16 protein-coding genes are annotated in these 18509 nt (G+C 41.4%); 5 read left to right on the forward strand and 11 right to left on the reverse strand.

What is annotated here, in order from left to right:
- Window positions 1–168: 168 nt before the first annotated feature.
- Window positions 169–1557, reverse strand: coding sequence for a dihydrolipoyl dehydrogenase (lpdA, locus tag VJ786_RS01180; protein ID WP_099366975.1), 1389 nt, complete (start codon window positions 1555–1557; stop codon window positions 169–171).
- 147 nt (window positions 1558–1704) lie between these two features.
- Here lpdA (VJ786_RS01180) and VJ786_RS01185 point away from each other — a divergent pair, with 147 nt between their 5' ends.
- Window positions 1705–2001, forward strand: a complete 297-nt coding sequence (locus VJ786_RS01185; protein ID WP_099366976.1) for a DUF3817 domain-containing protein — start codon at window positions 1705–1707, stop codon at window positions 1999–2001.
- Window positions 2002–2007: 6 nt separating this feature from the next.
- Here the strand turns inward: VJ786_RS01185 and VJ786_RS01190 are convergent, their stop codons facing one another.
- The 7 genes from VJ786_RS01190 to VJ786_RS01220 form a co-directional block, all read right to left on the reverse strand.
- On the reverse strand, window positions 2008–2415 hold the full coding sequence (locus tag VJ786_RS01190) for an acyl-CoA thioesterase (protein WP_099366977.1): 408 nt from the start codon (window positions 2413–2415) through the stop codon (window positions 2008–2010).
- A 238-nt stretch (window positions 2416–2653) separates the two neighbouring features.
- Window positions 2654–4060, reverse strand: coding sequence for a dihydrolipoyl dehydrogenase (lpdA, locus tag VJ786_RS01195; protein WP_099366978.1), 1407 nt, complete (start codon window positions 4058–4060; stop codon window positions 2654–2656).
- Between the two features lie 161 nt (window positions 4061–4221).
- On the reverse strand, window positions 4222–4761 hold the full coding sequence (locus tag VJ786_RS01200) for an azurin (protein WP_099366979.1): 540 nt from the start codon (window positions 4759–4761) through the stop codon (window positions 4222–4224).
- 66 nt (window positions 4762–4827) lie between these two features.
- The gene (locus VJ786_RS01205; RefSeq protein ID WP_134776323.1) at window positions 4828–6450 is read right to left on the reverse strand and encodes a hybrid sensor histidine kinase/response regulator; all 1623 of its coding nucleotides are present in this window, start codon (window positions 6448–6450) and stop codon (window positions 4828–4830) included.
- Between the two features lie 4 nt (window positions 6451–6454).
- Window positions 6455–7027 carry a chemotaxis protein CheB gene (locus VJ786_RS01210; RefSeq protein WP_099366981.1) on the reverse strand — a complete coding sequence of 191 codons (573 nt, stop codon included), beginning with the start codon at window positions 7025–7027 and terminating at the stop codon, window positions 6455–6457.
- A 1-nt stretch (window position 7028) separates the two neighbouring features.
- Window positions 7029–7862, reverse strand: a complete 834-nt coding sequence (locus tag VJ786_RS01215) for a CheR family methyltransferase (protein WP_336557102.1) — start codon at window positions 7860–7862, stop codon at window positions 7029–7031.
- Window positions 7850–11293 carry a response regulator gene (locus VJ786_RS01220; protein ID WP_134776321.1) on the reverse strand — a complete coding sequence of 1148 codons (3444 nt, stop codon included), beginning with the start codon at window positions 11291–11293 and terminating at the stop codon, window positions 7850–7852. Before VJ786_RS01220 ends, VJ786_RS01215 begins: the two co-directional genes overlap by 13 nt.
- 165 nt (window positions 11294–11458) lie before the next feature.
- Between VJ786_RS01220 and floA the strand changes: the two genes are divergently transcribed.
- The 3 genes from floA (at window position 11459) to VJ786_RS01235 (ending at window position 13852) form a co-directional block, all read left to right on the forward strand.
- Window positions 11459–12436: a flotillin-like protein FloA gene (gene floA / locus VJ786_RS01225; protein WP_099366984.1), complete on the forward strand. Its 978-nt coding sequence runs from the start codon at window positions 11459–11461 to the stop codon at window positions 12434–12436.
- Window positions 12437–12743: 307 nt separating this feature from the next.
- Window positions 12744–13262, forward strand: coding sequence for a KdsC family phosphatase (locus tag VJ786_RS01230; protein ID WP_099366985.1), 519 nt, complete (start codon window positions 12744–12746; stop codon window positions 13260–13262).
- Window positions 13262–13852 (forward strand): Maf family protein, encoded by a 591-nt coding sequence (locus tag VJ786_RS01235; RefSeq protein WP_134776320.1) that lies wholly within the window; start codon window positions 13262–13264, stop codon window positions 13850–13852. Before VJ786_RS01230 ends, VJ786_RS01235 begins: the two co-directional genes overlap by 1 nt.
- A 55-nt stretch (window positions 13853–13907) precedes the next feature.
- Here VJ786_RS01235 and VJ786_RS01240 read toward each other — a convergent pair whose 3' ends face one another.
- Together VJ786_RS01240 and VJ786_RS01245 are read right to left on the reverse strand one after the other, a co-directional pair.
- Window positions 13908–14597, reverse strand: coding sequence for a response regulator transcription factor (locus VJ786_RS01240; RefSeq protein ID WP_180268482.1), 690 nt, complete (start codon window positions 14595–14597; stop codon window positions 13908–13910).
- 18 nt (window positions 14598–14615) lie between these two features.
- Complete coding sequence (locus tag VJ786_RS01245; RefSeq protein ID WP_099366988.1) at window positions 14616–16487, reverse strand: ATP-binding protein; 1872 nt, start codon at window positions 16485–16487, stop codon at window positions 14616–14618.
- Between the two features lie 130 nt (window positions 16488–16617).
- Between VJ786_RS01245 and VJ786_RS01250 the strand changes: the two genes are divergently transcribed.
- Entirely contained in the window at window positions 16618–16971 is a 354-nt protein-coding gene (locus VJ786_RS01250; protein WP_134776319.1) for a hypothetical protein, read from the forward strand.
- A gap of 72 nt (window positions 16972–17043) precedes the next feature.
- Here the strand turns inward: VJ786_RS01250 and pyk are convergent, their stop codons facing one another.
- Window positions 17044–18477, reverse strand: a complete 1434-nt coding sequence (pyk, locus tag VJ786_RS01255) for a pyruvate kinase (protein ID WP_134776318.1) — start codon at window positions 18475–18477, stop codon at window positions 17044–17046.
- Window positions 18478–18509: the final 32 nt, after the last annotated feature.

Below are 18509 nucleotides of genomic sequence, written 5' to 3' on the forward strand. Positions count from 1 at the left end.
AAAAAAGCTACTAAGACAGCCCTAGGCTCTCCCTCTTTTCACTAAATACAGCAAATCTATAAAACAAAAAATGTCTCCTACATTTGCTTGACACAAACATAGGAGACAGCCCCTGCTATCCGACATACATCTAATGTCTAATATCTATCATCTATAATCTAAAAAAAACTACAAATGTATCACTTCGCCATAAGCATCCGCTACGGCTTCCATGATTGCTTCACTCATGGTAGGGTGAGGGTGAACTGCTTTCAACACCTCATGACCTGTACTTTCCAATTTACGCGCAACAACCACTTCGGCGATCATTTCCGTCACATTGGCACCGATCAAATGCGCTCCTAAGAACTCACCATATTTAGCATCAAAGATCACTTTCACAAAACCATCTTTTGCACCTGCTGCCGAAGCCTTACCTGATGCAGAGAATGGGAATTTACCTACTTTAATATCATATCCAGCTTCTTTCGCTGCTTTTTCGGTAAATCCTACAGAAGCAATCTCTGGAGAACAGTACGTACATCCAGGGATATTGTTGTAATCGATTGGATCTACATGCATACCTTTGATTTTCTCCACACAAGTGATACCTTCTGCAGAAGCCACATGCGCCAATGCCTGACCTTTAACGATATCACCGATCGCATAAACACCATCGATGTTCGTTTTGTAGAAATCATCCACTACCACACGGCCTTTATCGGTTTTAACACCAACTTCCTCTAATCCTAGGTTCTCAATATTTGGCGTTATACCAACTGCAGAAAGAACAATCTCTGCTTCGATAACCTCCGTACCTTTATCCGATTTGATGTTCACTTTGCATAGATCACCTTTGGTATCTACCGACTGAACTTCCGATTTGGTTAGGATGTTGATACCCGCTTTTTTCAAGGATTTTTCCAATTGTTTGGATACTTCCTCATCTTCCACAGGAACAATTCGGTCCATGAATTCCACGATGGTCACTTTCGTACCGATCGCATTATAGAAATAGGCAAATTCAACACCGATAGCACCCGAACCTACAACCACCATAGATTTTGGCTGTTGTGGAAGGTTCATCGCTTGACGGTAACCTATGATTTTCTTTCCATCCTGCGGAAGATTAGGTAACTCTCTAGAACGAGCACCTGTGGCTAAGATCGTATGTTTTGCAGTGTATTCCTTGGTAGAACCATCCGCAGCCTTAACTTCAATCTTTCCGCCTTTTTTAATTTTCGCAGTACCCATGATCACATCGATCTTGTTCTTTTTCATCAAGAACTGGATCCCTTTGCTCATGCCGTCTGCTACACCACGACTTCTTTTTACGATGGCACCGAAATCGGCTTCTCCGCCATTTACTTTAATACCATATTCTTCAGCATGGTTCAAGTATTCGAATACCTGAGCACTTTTTAACAATGCTTTTGTAGGAATACAGCCCCAGTTAAGACAGATTCCACCTAATGCGTCACGCTCGATAATGGCTGTTTTGAAACCCAATTGAGAGGCTCTGATGGCAGCTACATAACCGCCCGGTCCACTACCAATAACAATAATGTCGTAATTCATAAATATTAATTGTCGTTATGTTTGCAAATACAATTCTCAAAAGTACGCATTTTTTTATTTATATGTCATTTCGCAGTCAATCCTTTCCCTAGGATTTCGTTTAGAATCTCCTTTTGCCTTTCTTTGCGCTGACTAATAGAAATTTATATGTTACGTATCTTTCAACAGGTTGCTCTTTGGGAAGCAATCTCTACCATTATCCTTTTCTTTGTTGCGATGCCCCTGAAGTATTTTGCCGGAATCCCCGAAGCGGTTCGTGTCGCAGGTTCTATCCACGGTTTTCTAGTGGTCCTATTCGTGATCCTATTGCTGGCCTGTTGGCAGACCTACAATTGGAAATTTTCACGCGTCGTGAAGTATTTTGTCCTGAGCTTGATTCCGATCATCTCCTTCTGGGTAGAAAAGGATCTTAAAAAAGAAATTGCGGTTCAGAAGGCTGCTTAAGATTTTCTAATCCCTTTTCTTTTCATCACTTTCAATGCCCATATAGGCATAAGTGATTTCTGTTTTACCATGCGGAGTAGGATTGCCGTCTTTATCCAGGTTCACAAATACGAGCCTATCGATGGAAAGAATGGTCATCCTACTTATTTTATTTCTAACCACACAGCGCATGGTCAGGGAGGTCCGTCCGAAATTGGTCGCTTCGATCCCCAATTCGATGATATCCCCCTGTTTGGCAGCACTCTCAAAATTGATCTCCGAAATATATTTCGTGACCACATGGGGGTTGCCCAATTGTACTATGGCGTAGATCACCGCCTCCTCATCGATCCATCTTAATAAAGTCCCTCCAAATAAGGATCCATTAGGATTTAAGTCTTCTGGTTTGACCCACTTTCTGGTATAAAAGTTCATGTTAGACTGGTCTTAAATTTACAGGTTAATATACATATTCTTTCTTAAACACTTGATTCGAGATAAATGTACGGTTTTAGCATACTGAAAGTAATATTTAAGTGCATAAAGGCACTTACACCTCACTTACACCTCACTTACAATCTACTTTCACTCCGAACCAAATAGGTAAAAAAAGCCCCCAAAAGCATAACCTTTGGGGGCAATATAAATGTTATAAATTTTGAATCTTAGCGGATTAAGCGTGGATTGCTCGGTTGGAAGTAGCTGCTAATGCGGCTTCTTTTAAGGCCTCTGTAAAAGTAGGGTGAGCATGACAGATTCTACCGATATCTTCTGCAGATGCACGGTACTCCATTGCTACGACTGCTTCAGCGATCATATCTGCCGCACGAGGGCCGATCATGTGAACACCTAATACCTCATCAGTATCCGCATCAGCCAAAACTTTGATGAAACCATCGGTATCACCAGAAGCTTTCGCACGTCCAGAAGCTTTGAAAGAGAAGCTTCCAGCTTTGTATTTTTTACCTTCTTCTTTTAATTGCTCTTCGGTTTTACCAACAGATGCTACCTCAGGCCATGTGTAAACAACACCTGGGATCAGGTTATAATCGATATGTGGTTTCTGACCAACGATGCGTTCAGCCACATAGATGCCTTCATCTTCTGCCTTATGAGCCAGCATAGCTCCTTTAACCACATCACCGATCGCATAAACACCTTCCACTGAAGTTTCCAAATGCTCATTAACCGGGATTTTGTTTCCGCGTTCTTCCGGAGTGATGCCGATGTTTTCCAATCCTAGACCAGCCGTGTAAGCTGTTCTACCAACCGCAACGATACAGTAATCACCTTCGATCACTACGTTCTGTCCTTTGGCATCTTCAGCAGTAACCGTTACTTTTTTACCTTTAACGCTAGCGCCAGAAACTTTATGTCCCAATAGGAATTCCATGCCTAGGTTTTTCTTCAATACACGTTGAAGTTCTTTTCCTAAACCAGCATCCATTGTAGCGATGATCGATTTTGCATATTCCACAACAGTTACTTTTGAACCTAAACGGGCATATACCGAACCTAATTCCAAACCGATTACTCCACCACCGATCACGATCAGGTTTTTAGGAACTTCGGTAAGGTTCAAGGCTTCTGTAGACGTGATGATACGTTTCTTGTCAACTGGTAGGAAAGGTAATGCCGTAGGTTTAGAACCTGTAGCAATAATGATGTTCTTTCCTTTTATTTCTTCGGTTGAACCATCTTCTTTCGTGATTTTGATCGTGTTCTTGTCAACAAATGATCCCACACCTTGGAAGCTGTCGATTTTGTTTTTCTTGAATAGGTAGGTAATACCTGCAGTATTTTGAGCAATAACATCGTTCTTACGATCGATCATTTTTTTGATATCCAACTTCAGGTTGCTCAAGCTGATACCATGTTGTTCAAAATTATGAGCGGCATTGTGATAATGTTCTGAAGAGTCTAACAAGGCTTTCGAAGGAATACAGCCAACATTTAGACAAGTACCACCAAAAGTGCTGTATTTTTCAATTACGGCTGTTTTTAAGCCTAATTGTGCACAACGGATAGCGGCAACATAACCACCAGGACCACTACCGATTACGATTACGTCGTATTGCATAGAATATGTGTTTGATTATCCTGCAAATTTAATATTTAAATGTCTATTAAGCGAAGCAATTTTAATAAATTGAAGCTCAAACGTATGCATGGAATACAAGAAGGGAGCCTTTTTACCAAAGACTCCCTTCTGCTTGTTTTTTTTGAAAAAAGGTTCTGCGATTATTCCGCTACGATTTTACCTTTCATGATACCGAAGTGACCTGGGAAACTACAGATATAATCGTATACACCTTTCTCAAGGGTAACGGTGATTTTATCTTGTTCGCCTGGTCCTAATAATTTCGTGTGTGCCACGATGGAAGATAATGCAGATTTAGGGATATATTCACTATCCGCAGCCTGTGAAGCTTCGCCTCCGAAAGTAGTTACATCTACGCCTGGTTTCAAGATCACCAAGTTATGGCCCATAGCCTCTTTTGGTTGAGAACCTACATTTTTCAACGTCAATTCTACTGGCTCACCAGCTTTAACACGAATCAAATTGATATTGAATTGCATTTGGTCATTACCTTCTACGGTCCATTGGTTGGAAAGTGTTACATTTTCAATTCCAGGAACGGTAGTTTCTGCAGGAGTAGCTTCAGTTGTAGTTGAGGTTTCGGTTGAAGCTGTGTTGTCTTCTTTTTTCTCACTGTTCCCAGCACATGATGCCAATCCCATCGCTAACGCTAAAGCAGGAACAAAAAATAATTTCTTCATAGCTAATTGTTATATATTTTATACGAATTTACTATTAATAATTCATTTTAAAGAGCTAAACCCTTTTTAGGGTGTCATATTCATGTTTTTATTTTTGGTGGTCACGGCGATAATTTTTTGATACAACTCAATGGGGTCAAAAGGTTTGCCGATCACGCCATCAGCACCGGCTCTGAAAGCGGCTGCCTGTTCATGTTCGAGTACGGAAGCGGAGATCGTAATGATCGGGATTCCGTGTTTCTCAGGGATGCGGTGGTTCTTGATTTCTTTGATCGCCTCAAAGCCGCTCATGATCGGCATGTGCGTATCCATAAGAATCAGGTCAAAATGCTGTTGTTCCACTTTTTCAACGGCCAATTGTCCGTTTTTCACGATATCCACCTCACAGTTCCAGCTCCTCAGCATATGCGCCAACATAAAACTGTTCAGCTCATTATCTTCCGCCACCAATACCTTCAGGTTGTCGAATTTCGGAAAACTGTTATAAGTAGGAACATCCTTGCTACTATCTTCAATTTTATGGTTGGAAGCTTCAAACCAGCCTTCGAAATGAAATTCCGAGCCTTCACCATAAACACTGCTTGCGCCTATGTTTCCGTTCAGCAGGTTAGCCAAGCGTTTTACAATCGCCAAGCCTAATCCAGTCCCACCGAATTTTTTGGTGATCCCATCGTCTGCCTGCTCGAAGGCCATAAAGATCTTATCGACCGAATCCTCTTTGATACCGATTCCGGTATCTGCTACGGTAAACCGTAATCGGTAGTTCTGGTTTTTCTGCTCTTGAACTTGAACCCTCAATTCGATCTTTCCTTTTTCCGTAAACTTCAGACTGTTCGAAATAAAATTGCTGATGATCTGTTGCAATCGTAAAGAGTCATAGCGAATGAATTGGGGTATTTTTTCATCGGCAACAATAGAAAAATCCAGGTGTTTATGGTTCGCCTTGATCTTGAAAATGCGATCTATATCCTCGATCATCTTGGTTAGGCTGAAATCTTCGAATTCAATCTTCAGCATGCCGGAATCGATCTTGGAAAGGTCTAAGATGTCGTTGATGATGAGTAGGAGCGATTGGGAGGCATTGTCTAACCTTTTTAACCAATCGCGTTGTTCAGCCGTTAATTCCGAACTCTTGAACATGTGCATGATTCCCATGATGCCATTGATGGGCGTTCGGATTTCATGACTCATATTGGCCAAAAAGATCTCTTTTGATTTTCTTGCCTGAACCGCTTCTTCTTTTGTTTTCAGCAATTCAATCCTGGACTCTTCCAGTTCTTTGTTCTTCAGTTTCAGTTCCTGTTGGATCAGGATCTGTTGAACAAAGGATTTTACTTTTGCAATGGTTATTTCCGGATTCAAGGGCTTGTAGAGGTAATCTACCGCGCCACTTTCCAATCCTTTCAGCAGGTATTTATCCTCCTTGGAAATCGCTGTGACCATGATGGCCATAATATGGCTCGTCTTGGGGTTCGATTTCAATAAGGAGACAAATTCAAAACCATTGATCTCAGGCATCTGAACATCCACTAGTGCAATGGAAATATCATCCTTCCAACAGATTTTGAGCGCCTCGTTGGGGTCGGTGGAACTGATGATATTTACATGTTCAACATCCTGCAATAACGCATGTAAGCTAATGATATTTTCTTCTTTATCGTCTAATATCAAAATGTTGATTGGTTTCATGTCTTTATGATGAAATTGAATTAAAATAGTTTACTATTTCTTCGTTTGATAATACTTTTACATTTTCGGAGCTGGCGATGCCACCTTTGGGCATGGTGTCTATGACTGCCTCTGAAGGGTCCTGGACATAACAGGTTGCTCCGGCATCCAGCAAAGCCTTGAATCCATTTGCGCCGTCATTGTTAGCCCCGGACAACAAAAACCCAATGGCCTTTGGTCCATAGACCTCTGCTACGGATTCAAAGAAAACATCAATGGAAGGCCTGGAGAACTGCACAGGTTCCGAAACATCCAATGAAAAATAATGATCCGGTTCTACCAGGGTATGATAACCTGGGGGTGCAAAATAAATGCAGTTTGCCAGTATCGGATATTTATCTTTTATCGAAATCACCTCCCTGTTCAATCGCTTGGACAAGCTCGATTCGATCTTTGTTTCGTATTTGGAATTTCTATGCAACACGATGACAATGGCCGCGGCAAACGTGGCTGGAAGATGGTCAAGTATGTCCACGATCAGCTCATAGGCTCCTGCGGATCCCCCAATGACAATGATATGATTGGCGAATGATTCCATCTTACTTGATCTTTTGATAAATGTTAAATTCCTTGTCGACCACTTTAAAATTCTCCATCACCGGATGGCGAAGGATGGTTTCCTTGGTGCCGAGACACAGGAAGCCAAATAAAGCCAATGATTCGTAGAACAGGTTGATCACTTTTTCCTGGAGTTTCAGATCAAAATAGATCAACACGTTCCTGCAGGTGATCAGTTGAAATTCATTGAACACCTGATCACTTGCCAGGTTATGGGTTGAGAAAAGGATGTTCTTGCGAAGATCATGGTTGATGATCGCGGCATCATAGCGTGCGGTATAATAATTGGAAAGGCTTTCTTTCGAGTTATACGCATTGAAATTGTCCGAATATTCCTTGAATTTCTTCAAGGGGTAAATGCCTTTTTTGGCGATGTCCAATACCTTGCTATTGATATCTGTTCCATAAATGAACGAACGATCATAAAGGTTGTTTTCTTTTAACAAGATGGCCAAAGAGTAGACTTCCTCTCCGGTTGAACAGCCAGCGCTCCAGATTTTGATACGCGGAAATGTCTGCAGGTAGGGCAGGATCTCCGAGGATAATCTGTTGAAGAAGCCAGGGTCTCGGAACATTTCCGTCACATTGACCGTGACTTCCTGAATGAAGAATTGTTGAAACCCGGGAATGTTGATGACCGCATTTTTGAGGTCCACAAAATCCAGGGCTTCCAGGTTCATGATCCGTTGTATCCTCCTTTTGAGGGAAGAACGGGTGTATCCCGACAGATCGAAATCGGATACATTTTTCAATAAGAAAATCAGCTCCTCAATCTCCGGAAAACTGATGTCATAAGAGTTCCTTAACTCAGCCATACTTGCATCAATGATACCAAACGATCCAAATCGATCGGTTTACTCACATAATCATTCGCCCCCAATTCAATCGATTTTTCTCGATCACCTTTCATCGCTTTAGCAGTAACTGCAATAATGGGTAAATTATTGTGTTTTTTATTTTTTCTTATTTCCTGAATGGCCTCATAACCGTCCATCTCCGGCATCATGATGTCCATCAGGACAATATCAATCTGCTTATCTGGATTCTCTACCGCCTGCACGGCCTCCAGGCCGTTGTTCGCGATTTCAATCTTCATCTTATATTGTTGTAGCGAAGAGGTCAAAGCGAAAACATTCCGCATATCATCATCCGCAATGAGAACTGTCTTGTTTTCCAATACACTTGTTCCATAAGATTCTGATGATACCAGTTTTTCGGGGTTCTTGATCGGATTATAGGCTGGTGTCGATAGTTTATTCAGAAACAGGTTAACCTCATCAATCAATCTATTGTTTGATTTACTGGATTTCAACACCATCGATTGGGTATGCCTAAGGATCTTCTCCGTTTGTTCTGCACTCAGGTCGTATGCCGTATTGATGATCACCGGTAATTTCTCGTACTTCGGATTTGATTTGATTCGATCCAGCATTTCCAGACCACTACCATCTGGTAGTTTAACATCCAAGATGATGCAATCCAGGTTCTCTTCCTCTTCCAGTTTTTTCATGCCGGATTCGATCGTAAAGGCTTGGATCACATTGATGTTTTGCTCGGCAAAAGCCTTTTTGATCAGATCGCTCTGGAATTCCTGGTCTTCGATCAACAGGATCTTTTTAAGTTCCTTATTGATATTTAGATGGATGGTTTCAAATGCCAAGGCTATACTTTCCTCGTTCACCGGTTTTGGCATAAACCCAATGGCTCCAGATTCCAGGAAGTCTTTCTTATCGAAATTCGCTGCCGACATCATGTGGATCGGGATATGCTTGGTGGTTTTATCGTTCTTCAAGGTTTTTAGTACTTCCCATCCATCTGCCAAAGGTAGCATGACATCCAAAATTATGGCATCAGGCTGTTTCTGTTTGGCCATTTGAATTCCGGCAACACCGTCATACGCATTCAAGGTGTCGAAGCCATATTCTTCTGAAAAGCTTTTTAATATATCCGCAAAATTGATGTCATCCTCAATGATCAGGATGCTCTTTGTTTGACGGTTTTTTGGAAGTTCCATCTTTGCATCTTCCGATCCTTGGCGAATATTCTCTTGCTTTGCTGTTGCTTTTGTTTCCTGGCTGGTGCTTTCTTTGCTGGCTTCTTTTGTAGGAGCAGGCATTTCTTCTTTATTGATCTCCGGTATGTAAGGGATGATCAGACTAAAGGTACTACCCTGTCCAATCTCACTCTCGAGGGTGATCCTCCCATTAAGTAGGGAAGAGATTTCCCTGGAAATGGACAGGCCAAGACCGGTTCCGCCATATTTTCTGCTGGTGGAGCCGTCCTCTTGTCGGAAAGCTTCAAATATGAGGGATTGTTTTTCTGGAGATATACCTATACCGGAATCCTTTACAGCGAAATGGACGTTTCCACTTTGTTGGAAGATCTTTAGGGTAATGCTTCCTGATTTTTCAGTGAATTTGAAAGCATTAGAAAGGAAATTTTTAAGGACCTGTTCCAACCTGTATTCATCGGTAACAAACTGTTTAGGTGCTTGTTCAATGTCTATCTGGAAGTTGATGGATTTTTCTTTTGCCAATTCCTTGAACAGGGATTCCATATTGCTGCTGAAATCCTGGATGCGGATCAGATCTTTCTGCATCTCCACTTTACCGGACTCTATTTTCGCCAGGTCTAGCAATTCATTGATCAGCTGTAGAAGATCAGAGCCGGCATTATGGATCACCGAGGCATATTTCACCTGTTCGGTATTCAAGTTTTCTAGTTTATTATCCTGAAGGAGTTTCGCCAGGATGAGTATACTGTTCAAAGGAGTTCGTAGCTCATGGCTCATATTGGCCATGAATTCAGATTTGTACTTACTGGCCAATTCCACTTCCACGATCTTCTGTTCCACAATATTGTGGGCTTCATTCAACTCCAGGTTCCTTCTTTCCAATTCTGCGGCTTTAACATTTAGTTCCTTGTTCGCTTGGGAAAGTTCTTCCTGCTGTACGCGGAGTTCCTCTTCCGAGGCTTCTAAAAGATTGGTTTTATAGACCAGCTCTTCATTGGTAATACGGAGTTCCTCTTGCTGGGCCTCCAGTTCTTCGGTCTGTCTTTGGGTTTCCGCAAGCAGCTCTTCGACCAAGGCATGGTTCTGGCGTGATTGAAGTGCAGAACCGATGGATCTTGATGTACGGGTCAGGTAATTAAGGATGCTCTCCACTCTGTTTTTAGGGAAAGAGCCTATAATTTCTATAATACCTATACAATAATCCTCATATACGATAGGAAACAGAATAGCATCTGCATCCATGTTCTTGATGGTCCCTGTTTGGATATTGGTTTTAGAAATATCCTGAACGGGGATGATCTGATGTTTCTTGTTGGCTGCTACAGCTCCTAGGATGCCCTCATCCAAGATAAAGTTTTGAATGGTTTCCTTGTTATGTAAACCGATCGAGCTTTTTAAGATAAACTCATAGGAATCAGTTTTCCGGACATAAAACGCGGCTGCAAAGAAATCAAGGACTTCCGACATACCGTTGAGGGCGGTTTGGGCAATGGCTTTTTCACTTGGGAGGCCATTGATCTGGTTATGGATCTTGGAAGAATTCTGAAGTACCCAGTTCACGTCCTCCAATTGTTCGGCTGTTTTTAACAGGTTCTGGTTCAGTTCCCTTTCCTTATTACCCGTTTTTCGCAGGTGAGCTAAGATACGCATGGTTTGTACCACCACAAAAAGTACCACGATCAACGAAAATAGCCCCAGAATGATGGTGATATACCTGGAGGTAGTCAATTCATCATTTCGTTTCTTGATTTTTTCTTTCCGAAACTCGATGATCTCATTGGTCAATTTATTGCTTGTTTCTACAATCCTTGCCTGCTGATCGGCAATTTTCAATAGCATATCGGCCTGGATGTTCGAAGCATTAATGTTATTCAGGGCAAAAAGCTCTTGCGAATAGGCTCGAGCATCCTGTGTGGCATCCAATTTTCGATCTATCAATTCGTTCGGTGTATCCAAAACCAATAGGCTTTTTTGAATGGCATTCCTCAATTGATCCTCAACAAGAGGATCGGTGTTTTTTTCAAGGTTTTTATATTTTGAGAATTTCTGGATATTGACTTCCCAATCCTGGATGGCATTGAACTTCTCTTGGGACAAGGCCATATAGTTATTTACCGTATCGCTGTACCTGCTCTGGCTTGCCAGAAAATACCAAAAAGAGAAGATGATTATGACATATGCTATAATAATACTAGCAATAAATTGCCATCTTAAGAAGCTGAGTTTGTTCATGTTCTAATAGGGGATATGCTGTTTTGTTCACTTGCAAAAGTCTACATTTTTGTTTAAACTTTTACTTTAATGGGTTAAAAAATTAATAATAAGCCTTTTGAACGAAAAATATTCTCCTCTTTTTTATTATCTTTAGTACCGTTGGAAATTATTAATCTTATATAAATGGAAGCTCCTGTACAATTAGTTTTAATTATTGTAGGTTCGGTAATCGGATTTTTTGTTTTACTCTATCTGCTACCCCTAAATTTGTGGTTTACCGCACAATTATCAAATGTAAAAATTAGTCTGTTGAATCTGGTGCTGATGCGTCTACGGAAAGTAAGTCCGGCATTGGTGACCAATGCGATGATTACTTCGACAAAAGCCGGCTTGAAGATCTCCTCCAATGAGATAGAAACCCATTATCTTGCTGGTGGAAATGTGAATAAAGTGATCAAGGCGTTGATTTCAGCGGATAAAGCAAATATTCCTTTGGATTTTAAATTAGCGACCGCGATTGATTTAGCAGGTCGTGACGTATTTGATGCGGTCCAGTTGTCTGTAAACCCCCAAGTCATCAATACGCCTCCGGTAGCTGCTGTGGCGAAGGATGGTATTCAGTTGATCGCTAAAGCCAGGGTTACCGTTCGTGCAAACATTAACCAATTGGTTGGTGGTGCAGGTGAGGAAACCATTTTAGCTCGGGTTGGAGAAGGGATCGTAACGACCATTGGTTCTTCCTTGAACCATAAAGAAGTGTTGGAAAATCCAGACCGCATTTCAAAAACAGTATTGTCTAAAGGACTGGATTCAGGTACCGCCTTTGAAATCTTATCGATTGATATTGCGGATATCGATATTGGTGAAAACGTAGGGGCGAAATTGCAGACGGATCAGGCCGAAGCGGATTTGAAAGTAGCGAATGCAAGGGCAGAAGAACGTAGGGCAATGGCTGTGGCTACAGAACAGGAAATGCGCGCGAAGGCTCAAGAAGCAAAAGCCAAGGTTATTGAAGCAGAGTCACAAGTGCCTATGGCCATGGCAGAAGCATTTAGAAATGGTAATCTGGGTATTATGGATTATTACAAAATGCAGAATATCCAAGCGGATACTGATATGAGGACATCGATTTCAAAGCCTAACGGGCCAGAGAAGAAATAAGAAAAAACCCTGACGATGGGCGCCAGGGTTTGATACTAACCAATTATAAACCTAAATTATGAAAAGACAATGTTAAAAATTCGCTGCATTGGATTTTTATATCCTTTCTTATGCGTTGAATTATAGTACAAAGGTACATCAGAAAATTATAAAATCAAGAGAATTGCCATAAAAAGTTGCAGTTGCAACTATAATCTGACAATTCTCTGATTTATGTGTTGTAACTGATAAAACAATGTCTTATTTTGATTAATTCCCTGCCCTTTGCTGCCAAAAAGATTGCTTAAATTTGGAGCAAAGAAATGTTATGATCTTCCAAAAGCTATTATCAATTAAAGCAGTTGTACTCGATGTGGATGGAGTAATGACTGATGGATCTCTCCAGGTCTCTGAAGAAGGGCATCAATTACGGACTTTTTATGTAAAGGATGGTTATGCTATGCAATTGGCCATCAAACGGGGTCTTCCCATCTGGGTTATTTCAGGAGGTCGTTCCAAAGGGGTTCAATCCCGAATGGAAGGACTTGGAATAAACGAGGTGCATATGGGGGTAGCTGATAAATTGACTCTATTGAAGGAATTAATGGGGAAATATAGCTTGGAAAAGGAAAACCTCCTGTATATGGGTGATGACCTTCCGGATTATGAAGTCATGCAAGCGGTAGGTTTTGCCTGCTGTCCTTCAGATGCTGTGGAGGAAATCAAAGAGATCTGCCATTATATGTCACCATTCGCCGGAGGTAGGGGAGCTGTTCGCGATATCCTGGAAAAAACCATGAAACTGCAAGGGAAATGGAGTGTGGAAACGACCATTAAAAGTATCTGATGATTTTACAGGAAAAATTAAGATCCGTCGACATCGTGCTAGGATCAAAATCACCACGGCGGAAGGAGCTGCTGGCGAGTATGGACTTGGACTTTGAGATAGAAGTTCGGGAGACTGATGAAACAGTAGATCCGAATCTAAGCCCTTTGGAAGTGGTGAAGCAGATCGCCAAAGAAAAATTAGCAGCATTTAGTGAAGACTCCTATTTTGATAAGTTGCTGATCTGCGCGGATACAATTGTGCTGGATTCCGATGGGAAGGTCTTGGGAAAACCAAGCGATCTAGAGGAAGCAAAAGCCGTTATCAGGCAATTGGCCAATAACCTGCATTATGTCTATACGGCAGTAGCTCTTTCCTATAAGGATTATCAATACTCATTTGTGGAAGAAACCAAGGTTTGGTTTTCGGATCTAAGTGAGGAGGAGATCAGCTATTATGTAGAGAAATACAAGCCCTTGGACAAGGCGGGGTCCTATGGCATCCAAGAATGGATTGGTAGGATAGGGATCGCAAAAATAGAAGGTTCGTATGAGAATGTGATCGGTCTTCCGACGGCCAGATTGCAGGAAGAATTAAAGAAGATATTTTAAGTTTAATACTAAAAAAAAACCGCTAATCTTATTTGAAATTAGCGGTTTTTTGGTTTTAGCTGACCAATAGTTTATATCCTTTTCCATGTACATTGACGATCTCCACATTCGGATCTTCTTTCAGGTATTTTCTTAGTTTACTCAAGAAAACATCCATACTCCTTCCGGTGAAGTAATTATCATCATGCCATATTTTTATCAGGGCTTCCTCACGGGTCAGTACATCATTTTTCTTCAGGCAAAGCAAGCGGAGCAGTTCAGCTTCTTTGGTGGATAATTTCTGCTGTTGACCTTTGTAGGAAATGATCTGACTCGTATAATCAAAGAAATAATCGCCGATCTCAAACTTGTCGGAAACCTCTTCTTCCTTATCCTTGGATGCGCGTTTCAATAACGCATTGATCCTTAATAATAGTTCTTCGACACGAAAAGGTTTAGTGATGTAATCATCACCTCCAAGCTCGAATGCCTGGGTTTTATCTTCCATCATCCCTTTTGCTGTGGCATAAATGATGGGAACAGTTTGATCAATCTTTCGGATATCCTTTCCAAGGGAGAAGCCATCTTTTTTAGGCATCATCACATCGAGGATGCAAAGGTCGAACTCGTCCTTTCGGAATGCATCCATGGCCTCTTGACCATCAACACATAATACGACTTCGAACTTGCCTTTCAATTCTAAATAATCTTTCAGGAGTTCCCCCAAATTTGGGTCGTCTTCTGCTAATAATATTTTTTGGTTCATAAATTTCAAGCTATTATGTTAAGCCACTTCGCGTGAAGCACTCTTCAAAGGAAGGGTTACTTCAAATTGTGTGCCTTTATCTTTTTCACTCTTAACTGCGATTCTTCCATTTAGGCGTTTGACGATGTCATTGACATAACTCAAACCTAGCCCAAACCCTTTTACATTATGGATATTACCAGTTGGAATGCGGTAAAACTGGTCAAAAATCTTCTCTGCTTGGTCTTTTGTCATCCCAATACCTTTGTCGCTTACGGAAATAATGATGTTCTTTCCTTTGTTGTAAGTTTTAAAAGTTATGTCCGGACTGTCCTTACTATATTTAATGGCATTGTCTACCAGATTGTACATGACATTCGATAAGTGTAGTTCATCACCGATCACCACATCTTCCGCCGCATCCAACTGAACCGTCAGATTCCCATTGGCTTTTTCCAATTGGAGTTTCATACTTTCCAATACGGCGCTGGCCAAGGTGTTGATCTGTACATTGACCCGTTCAATCTTCAAATTTTCTTTTTCCAATCGCGCGATGTTCAATACCCTTTCAATATGTGATCCCAATCGTACATTCTCATCGTAGATGATGTTAGCGAGTTTATTGACCCGTTTTCCATCGGCGGAAATCTCAGGGTCACGCAGGGATTCACTTGCAATCATGATGGTAGCAACCGGCGTTTTAAATTCGTGGGTCATGTTATTGATGAAATCCGTTTTCATCTCCGACATTTTTTTCTGACGGAAGATAATCATCAAGGTATAGGCAAAACACCCGATCAACAGCGCTAATAAAGCCAGGATTGGAAACAACCAATAGCCCATATTGCTGGTGATAATGCTTTTTTTGTTCGGGAAGAAAATGCGGAGTTCGCCGGGAGGTTTTCCTTCATCCCCCTGGAATAATTTGACCGCATAATCTTTATGGTCTTCGGAAAATTCCATGGGTTCATTATTGATCTGGTAAACCTCACTGAAGACCAATGGGGAATTCTTGGAAGTCTGTACCTGCATGACAAAGGATGCGGTAACTCCTCTTTCCTCTAGTTCTCTCACCAATAATTCCATGACGTAGACCCTGTTCAATCTTTTTTCAAGCGGGCGTTTGGCCAATTCAATACCGATGGCCACATCTTGAACCACGGAACTTTTCTTGCCACTTAACACCGCTACTGAATCGTATAGACTGGAGGCTTCACCAAGCTTGGTCATGTTCAGTTTCTCGATCTGTTGTTCCAGGTCAATGATCTGCATGATCAATTTTCGGTTGGTCCGCGGTTGTAGGGTTATCCATTGAAAACTTGACGCTACCCGTTGGTTCACCTCAAAATGAGGTAGGATATAACGAGTACTGTCGTCCCTAACTGGACTGTTCGGCAATTCTTTTATGGCATCTACCCGAGGGGAAGGCTGTATGGTACCATCGGGTTGTAGAATAGGCTCCAACCAGATGGTCAATAATTTTCTGTTCTCACTTTTACGGACGTAGGTCTCGAAAAACTCATTGCTGATGGGAACATTCATGAAGGACATGTTCAAGCGGCGTTCGTCGGCATTGAAGCGCTGTTCATAGCGGAAAAGTTCGGCTTGAAGGATTTTGATCTTCTCTTGGATGGCCACCTGCTCGGTCAGGATCTTTTGCTTTTGTTCCTGCTCCTTTTGGCTTTCCAGAAAACGCTTCTGGTTCTGTCTTTCCTGTTCCCGAGCAAAATCATAGATCTCTTTCTGCTCCAGTTTGTTCCCAACTGCTGCCAGGGATGCTTTGACAGCATCATCAAAAATCTTTGATTTCTGGCGGAAGGATTCGCGAATAAAATAATATTGCATTGCCATTACCCCAATCAGGGCGATGGACATCAACCAAATTATTAACGCAATACTTCTTTTCTTCATTTGTTACAAAAGTAATAAGGGAAATGACCTTATTTATCCATTTAACACAATTTAACAGCAATTAGGTCAGGCAAATAGCGGAATTCTTGTTAGCTTAGAACATTATTAAAAGTTTATAAATCTATTGATTATGAAATATTTCGCATTGTTGACTTTTGGGCTACTTGTTTCCATCAGTACGTTATATGCCCAAAATAAGGAAAATAAACAGGAAGGTAAAGTGATAAAGGGAGCTTTGTCCTTAAATGCTGATACCGCCAAGAGCAAAGATCAATTTTCAAACATGAATTTTTTGATACAGCCACAAAAACTTGCAGTTAATGGGATTCCGAATGCATATCGTCAAAAAAACGATGATTCAGTCATTCTACATAAATACCTGGATCCTAAAGCTAGTGTAGCAATGCCAGGCACCGAAATCCTGGACAATAAACAAGAGAAAAACCAAAAAGGAACCATTTTAAAGCCTTTGATCAAGAAATAATAGCTATTAAGGAAAGTAAAAGCCCGGGCATAAGCTCGGGCTTTTTATGTTTCTAGATGTATCGGATGAGGATTATTTTACTTCAGAAACACGGATGGTGTTTGTTCTTCCTTTCGCATGTAGTGGCGTAGAAGACGTATTGATCACGATCTGACCAGGTTCTACCAAACGGTGCTGTTGTAAAAGTCCATTTACATCTTGGATCGTACCATCGGTACTTTCGTATTTTTCGTAGATGAAGGCTTTCGCACCCCAAACTAAGCTTAATGTACGCAATAATGTTCTGTTACCGGTAAAGACATAAATATCGGCATCCGGACGGTAACTAGCAATTTCCATCGCTGTATATCCTGAAGCGGTCATGACCGCAATAGCAGAAGCATTTGTTTTTTCGGCCAAGAAGATGGATGAGCTACAGATGGCATCTGGAATACGGGTTACACCTACTGTTCCCAAGGTTTCTTTTTCGCTGTAGTAAGGGTAAGATGTCGCTTCTACATGGGTAATCACCTTTGCCATGGTTTCAATAACGATCTCTGGGAATTCACCTACAGATGTTTCACCAGAAAGCATCACTGCATCAGCACCATCGATCACCGAGTTAGCCACGTCGTTCACCTCAGCACGCGTAGGACGTGGTGTAGTGATCATACTTTCCAACATCTGGGTCGCAATGATTACCGGTTTGGAAAGGTTACGGCATTTCTGTACAATGATCTTCTGAAGTCCTGGAACTTCTTCCATTGGCATTTCCACACCCAAGTCACCACGAGCTACCATGATCGCATCCGTAGCCTCGATGATCGCATCGATGTTATCGATCGCTTCTGGTTTTTCGATCTTCGCAATCACTTTGGCATGTGATCCCTTTTCCTTGATGATCTCCTTACATTGGTAAATATCTTCAGCTGAACGCACGAAAGACATGGCAATCCAATCGGCACCATGATCTAAAGCAAAGTTCAGATTGTCCAGATCTTCTTCTGTTAAGGAAGGGATAGATACTTTGGTGTTCGGCAGGTTCACGCCTTTGCGGGAAGTTAGGATACCGCCGTGTACCACTTCGCAGGTAACTGTATCTTTATGATTAGTGGTTAATACGCGTAACTGTAATTTACCATCATCTAACAAAATGATCTCGCCTTCTTTTACATCATTAGGAAAGTTTTCATAAGTGATGTAGATTCTTTTTTCATCGCCGATCAGTTCATCGGTCGTGATTTCAACGGCACTACCGTTGACCAAGATGGCACCGCCTTCTTTCATCTTTCCGATACGGATTTTAGGTCCTTGTAGATCGGCTAATATACCCACATTGAAAGGGTGTTCTTGGTTGATTTCGTTAATGGTATTGATTACTTTGAGGTGATCCTCTTGACTTCCGTGGGAGAAATTAAGGCGACAAACATCGACACCTTTAGCAATCATACGGGTCAGAACATCTTTTTTAGAGGAAGCTGGGCCTAATGTTGCAACAATTTTGGTCCGCTTTTTTAGTTTATCCATTTGAATGAATTTTAATTTTTTATATTCTTACT

Source organism: Sphingobacterium tenebrionis (genome assembly GCF_037126265.1).
Classification (GTDB): Bacteria; Bacteroidota; Bacteroidia; order Sphingobacteriales; family Sphingobacteriaceae; genus Sphingobacterium; species Sphingobacterium tenebrionis.

Bases quoted from the DNA above. Each gene is read 5' to 3' on its own strand.
- lpdA (WP_099366975.1), bottom strand. From the start codon at position 1,557: ATGAATTACGACATTATTGTTATTGGTAGTGGACCGGGCGGTTATGTA.
- VJ786_RS01185 (WP_099366976.1), top strand. From the start codon at position 1,705: ATGTTACGTATCTTTCAACAGGTTGCTCTTTGGGAAGCAATCTCTACC.
- VJ786_RS01190 (WP_099366977.1), bottom strand. From the start codon at position 2,415: ATGAACTTTTATACCAGAAAGTGGGTCAAACCAGAAGACTTAAATCCT.
- lpdA (WP_099366978.1), bottom strand. From the start codon at position 4,060: ATGCAATACGACGTAATCGTAATCGGTAGTGGTCCTGGTGGTTATGTT.
- VJ786_RS01200 (WP_099366979.1), bottom strand. From the start codon at position 4,761: ATGAAGAAATTATTTTTTGTTCCTGCTTTAGCGTTAGCGATGGGATTG.
- VJ786_RS01205 (WP_134776323.1), bottom strand. From the start codon at position 6,450: ATGAAACCAATCAACATTTTGATATTAGACGATAAAGAAGAAAATATC.
- VJ786_RS01210 (WP_099366981.1), bottom strand. From the start codon at position 7,027: ATGGAATCATTCGCCAATCATATCATTGTCATTGGGGGATCCGCAGGA.
- VJ786_RS01215 (WP_336557102.1), bottom strand. From the start codon at position 7,862: ATGGCTGAGTTAAGGAACTCTTATGACATCAGTTTTCCGGAGATTGAG.
- VJ786_RS01220 (WP_134776321.1), bottom strand. From the start codon at position 11,293: ATGAACAAACTCAGCTTCTTAAGATGGCAATTTATTGCTAGTATTATT.
- floA (WP_099366984.1), top strand. From the start codon at position 11,459: ATGGAAGCTCCTGTACAATTAGTTTTAATTATTGTAGGTTCGGTAATC.
- VJ786_RS01230 (WP_099366985.1), top strand. From the start codon at position 12,744: ATGATCTTCCAAAAGCTATTATCAATTAAAGCAGTTGTACTCGATGTG.
- VJ786_RS01235 (WP_134776320.1), top strand. From the start codon at position 13,262: ATGATTTTACAGGAAAAATTAAGATCCGTCGACATCGTGCTAGGATCA.
- VJ786_RS01240 (WP_180268482.1), bottom strand. From the start codon at position 14,597: ATGAACCAAAAAATATTATTAGCAGAAGACGACCCAAATTTGGGGGAA.
- VJ786_RS01245 (WP_099366988.1), bottom strand. From the start codon at position 16,487: ATGAAGAAAAGAAGTATTGCGTTAATAATTTGGTTGATGTCCATCGCC.
- VJ786_RS01250 (WP_134776319.1), top strand. From the start codon at position 16,618: ATGAAATATTTCGCATTGTTGACTTTTGGGCTACTTGTTTCCATCAGT.
- pyk (WP_134776318.1), bottom strand. From the start codon at position 18,477: ATGGATAAACTAAAAAAGCGGACCAAAATTGTTGCAACATTAGGCCCA.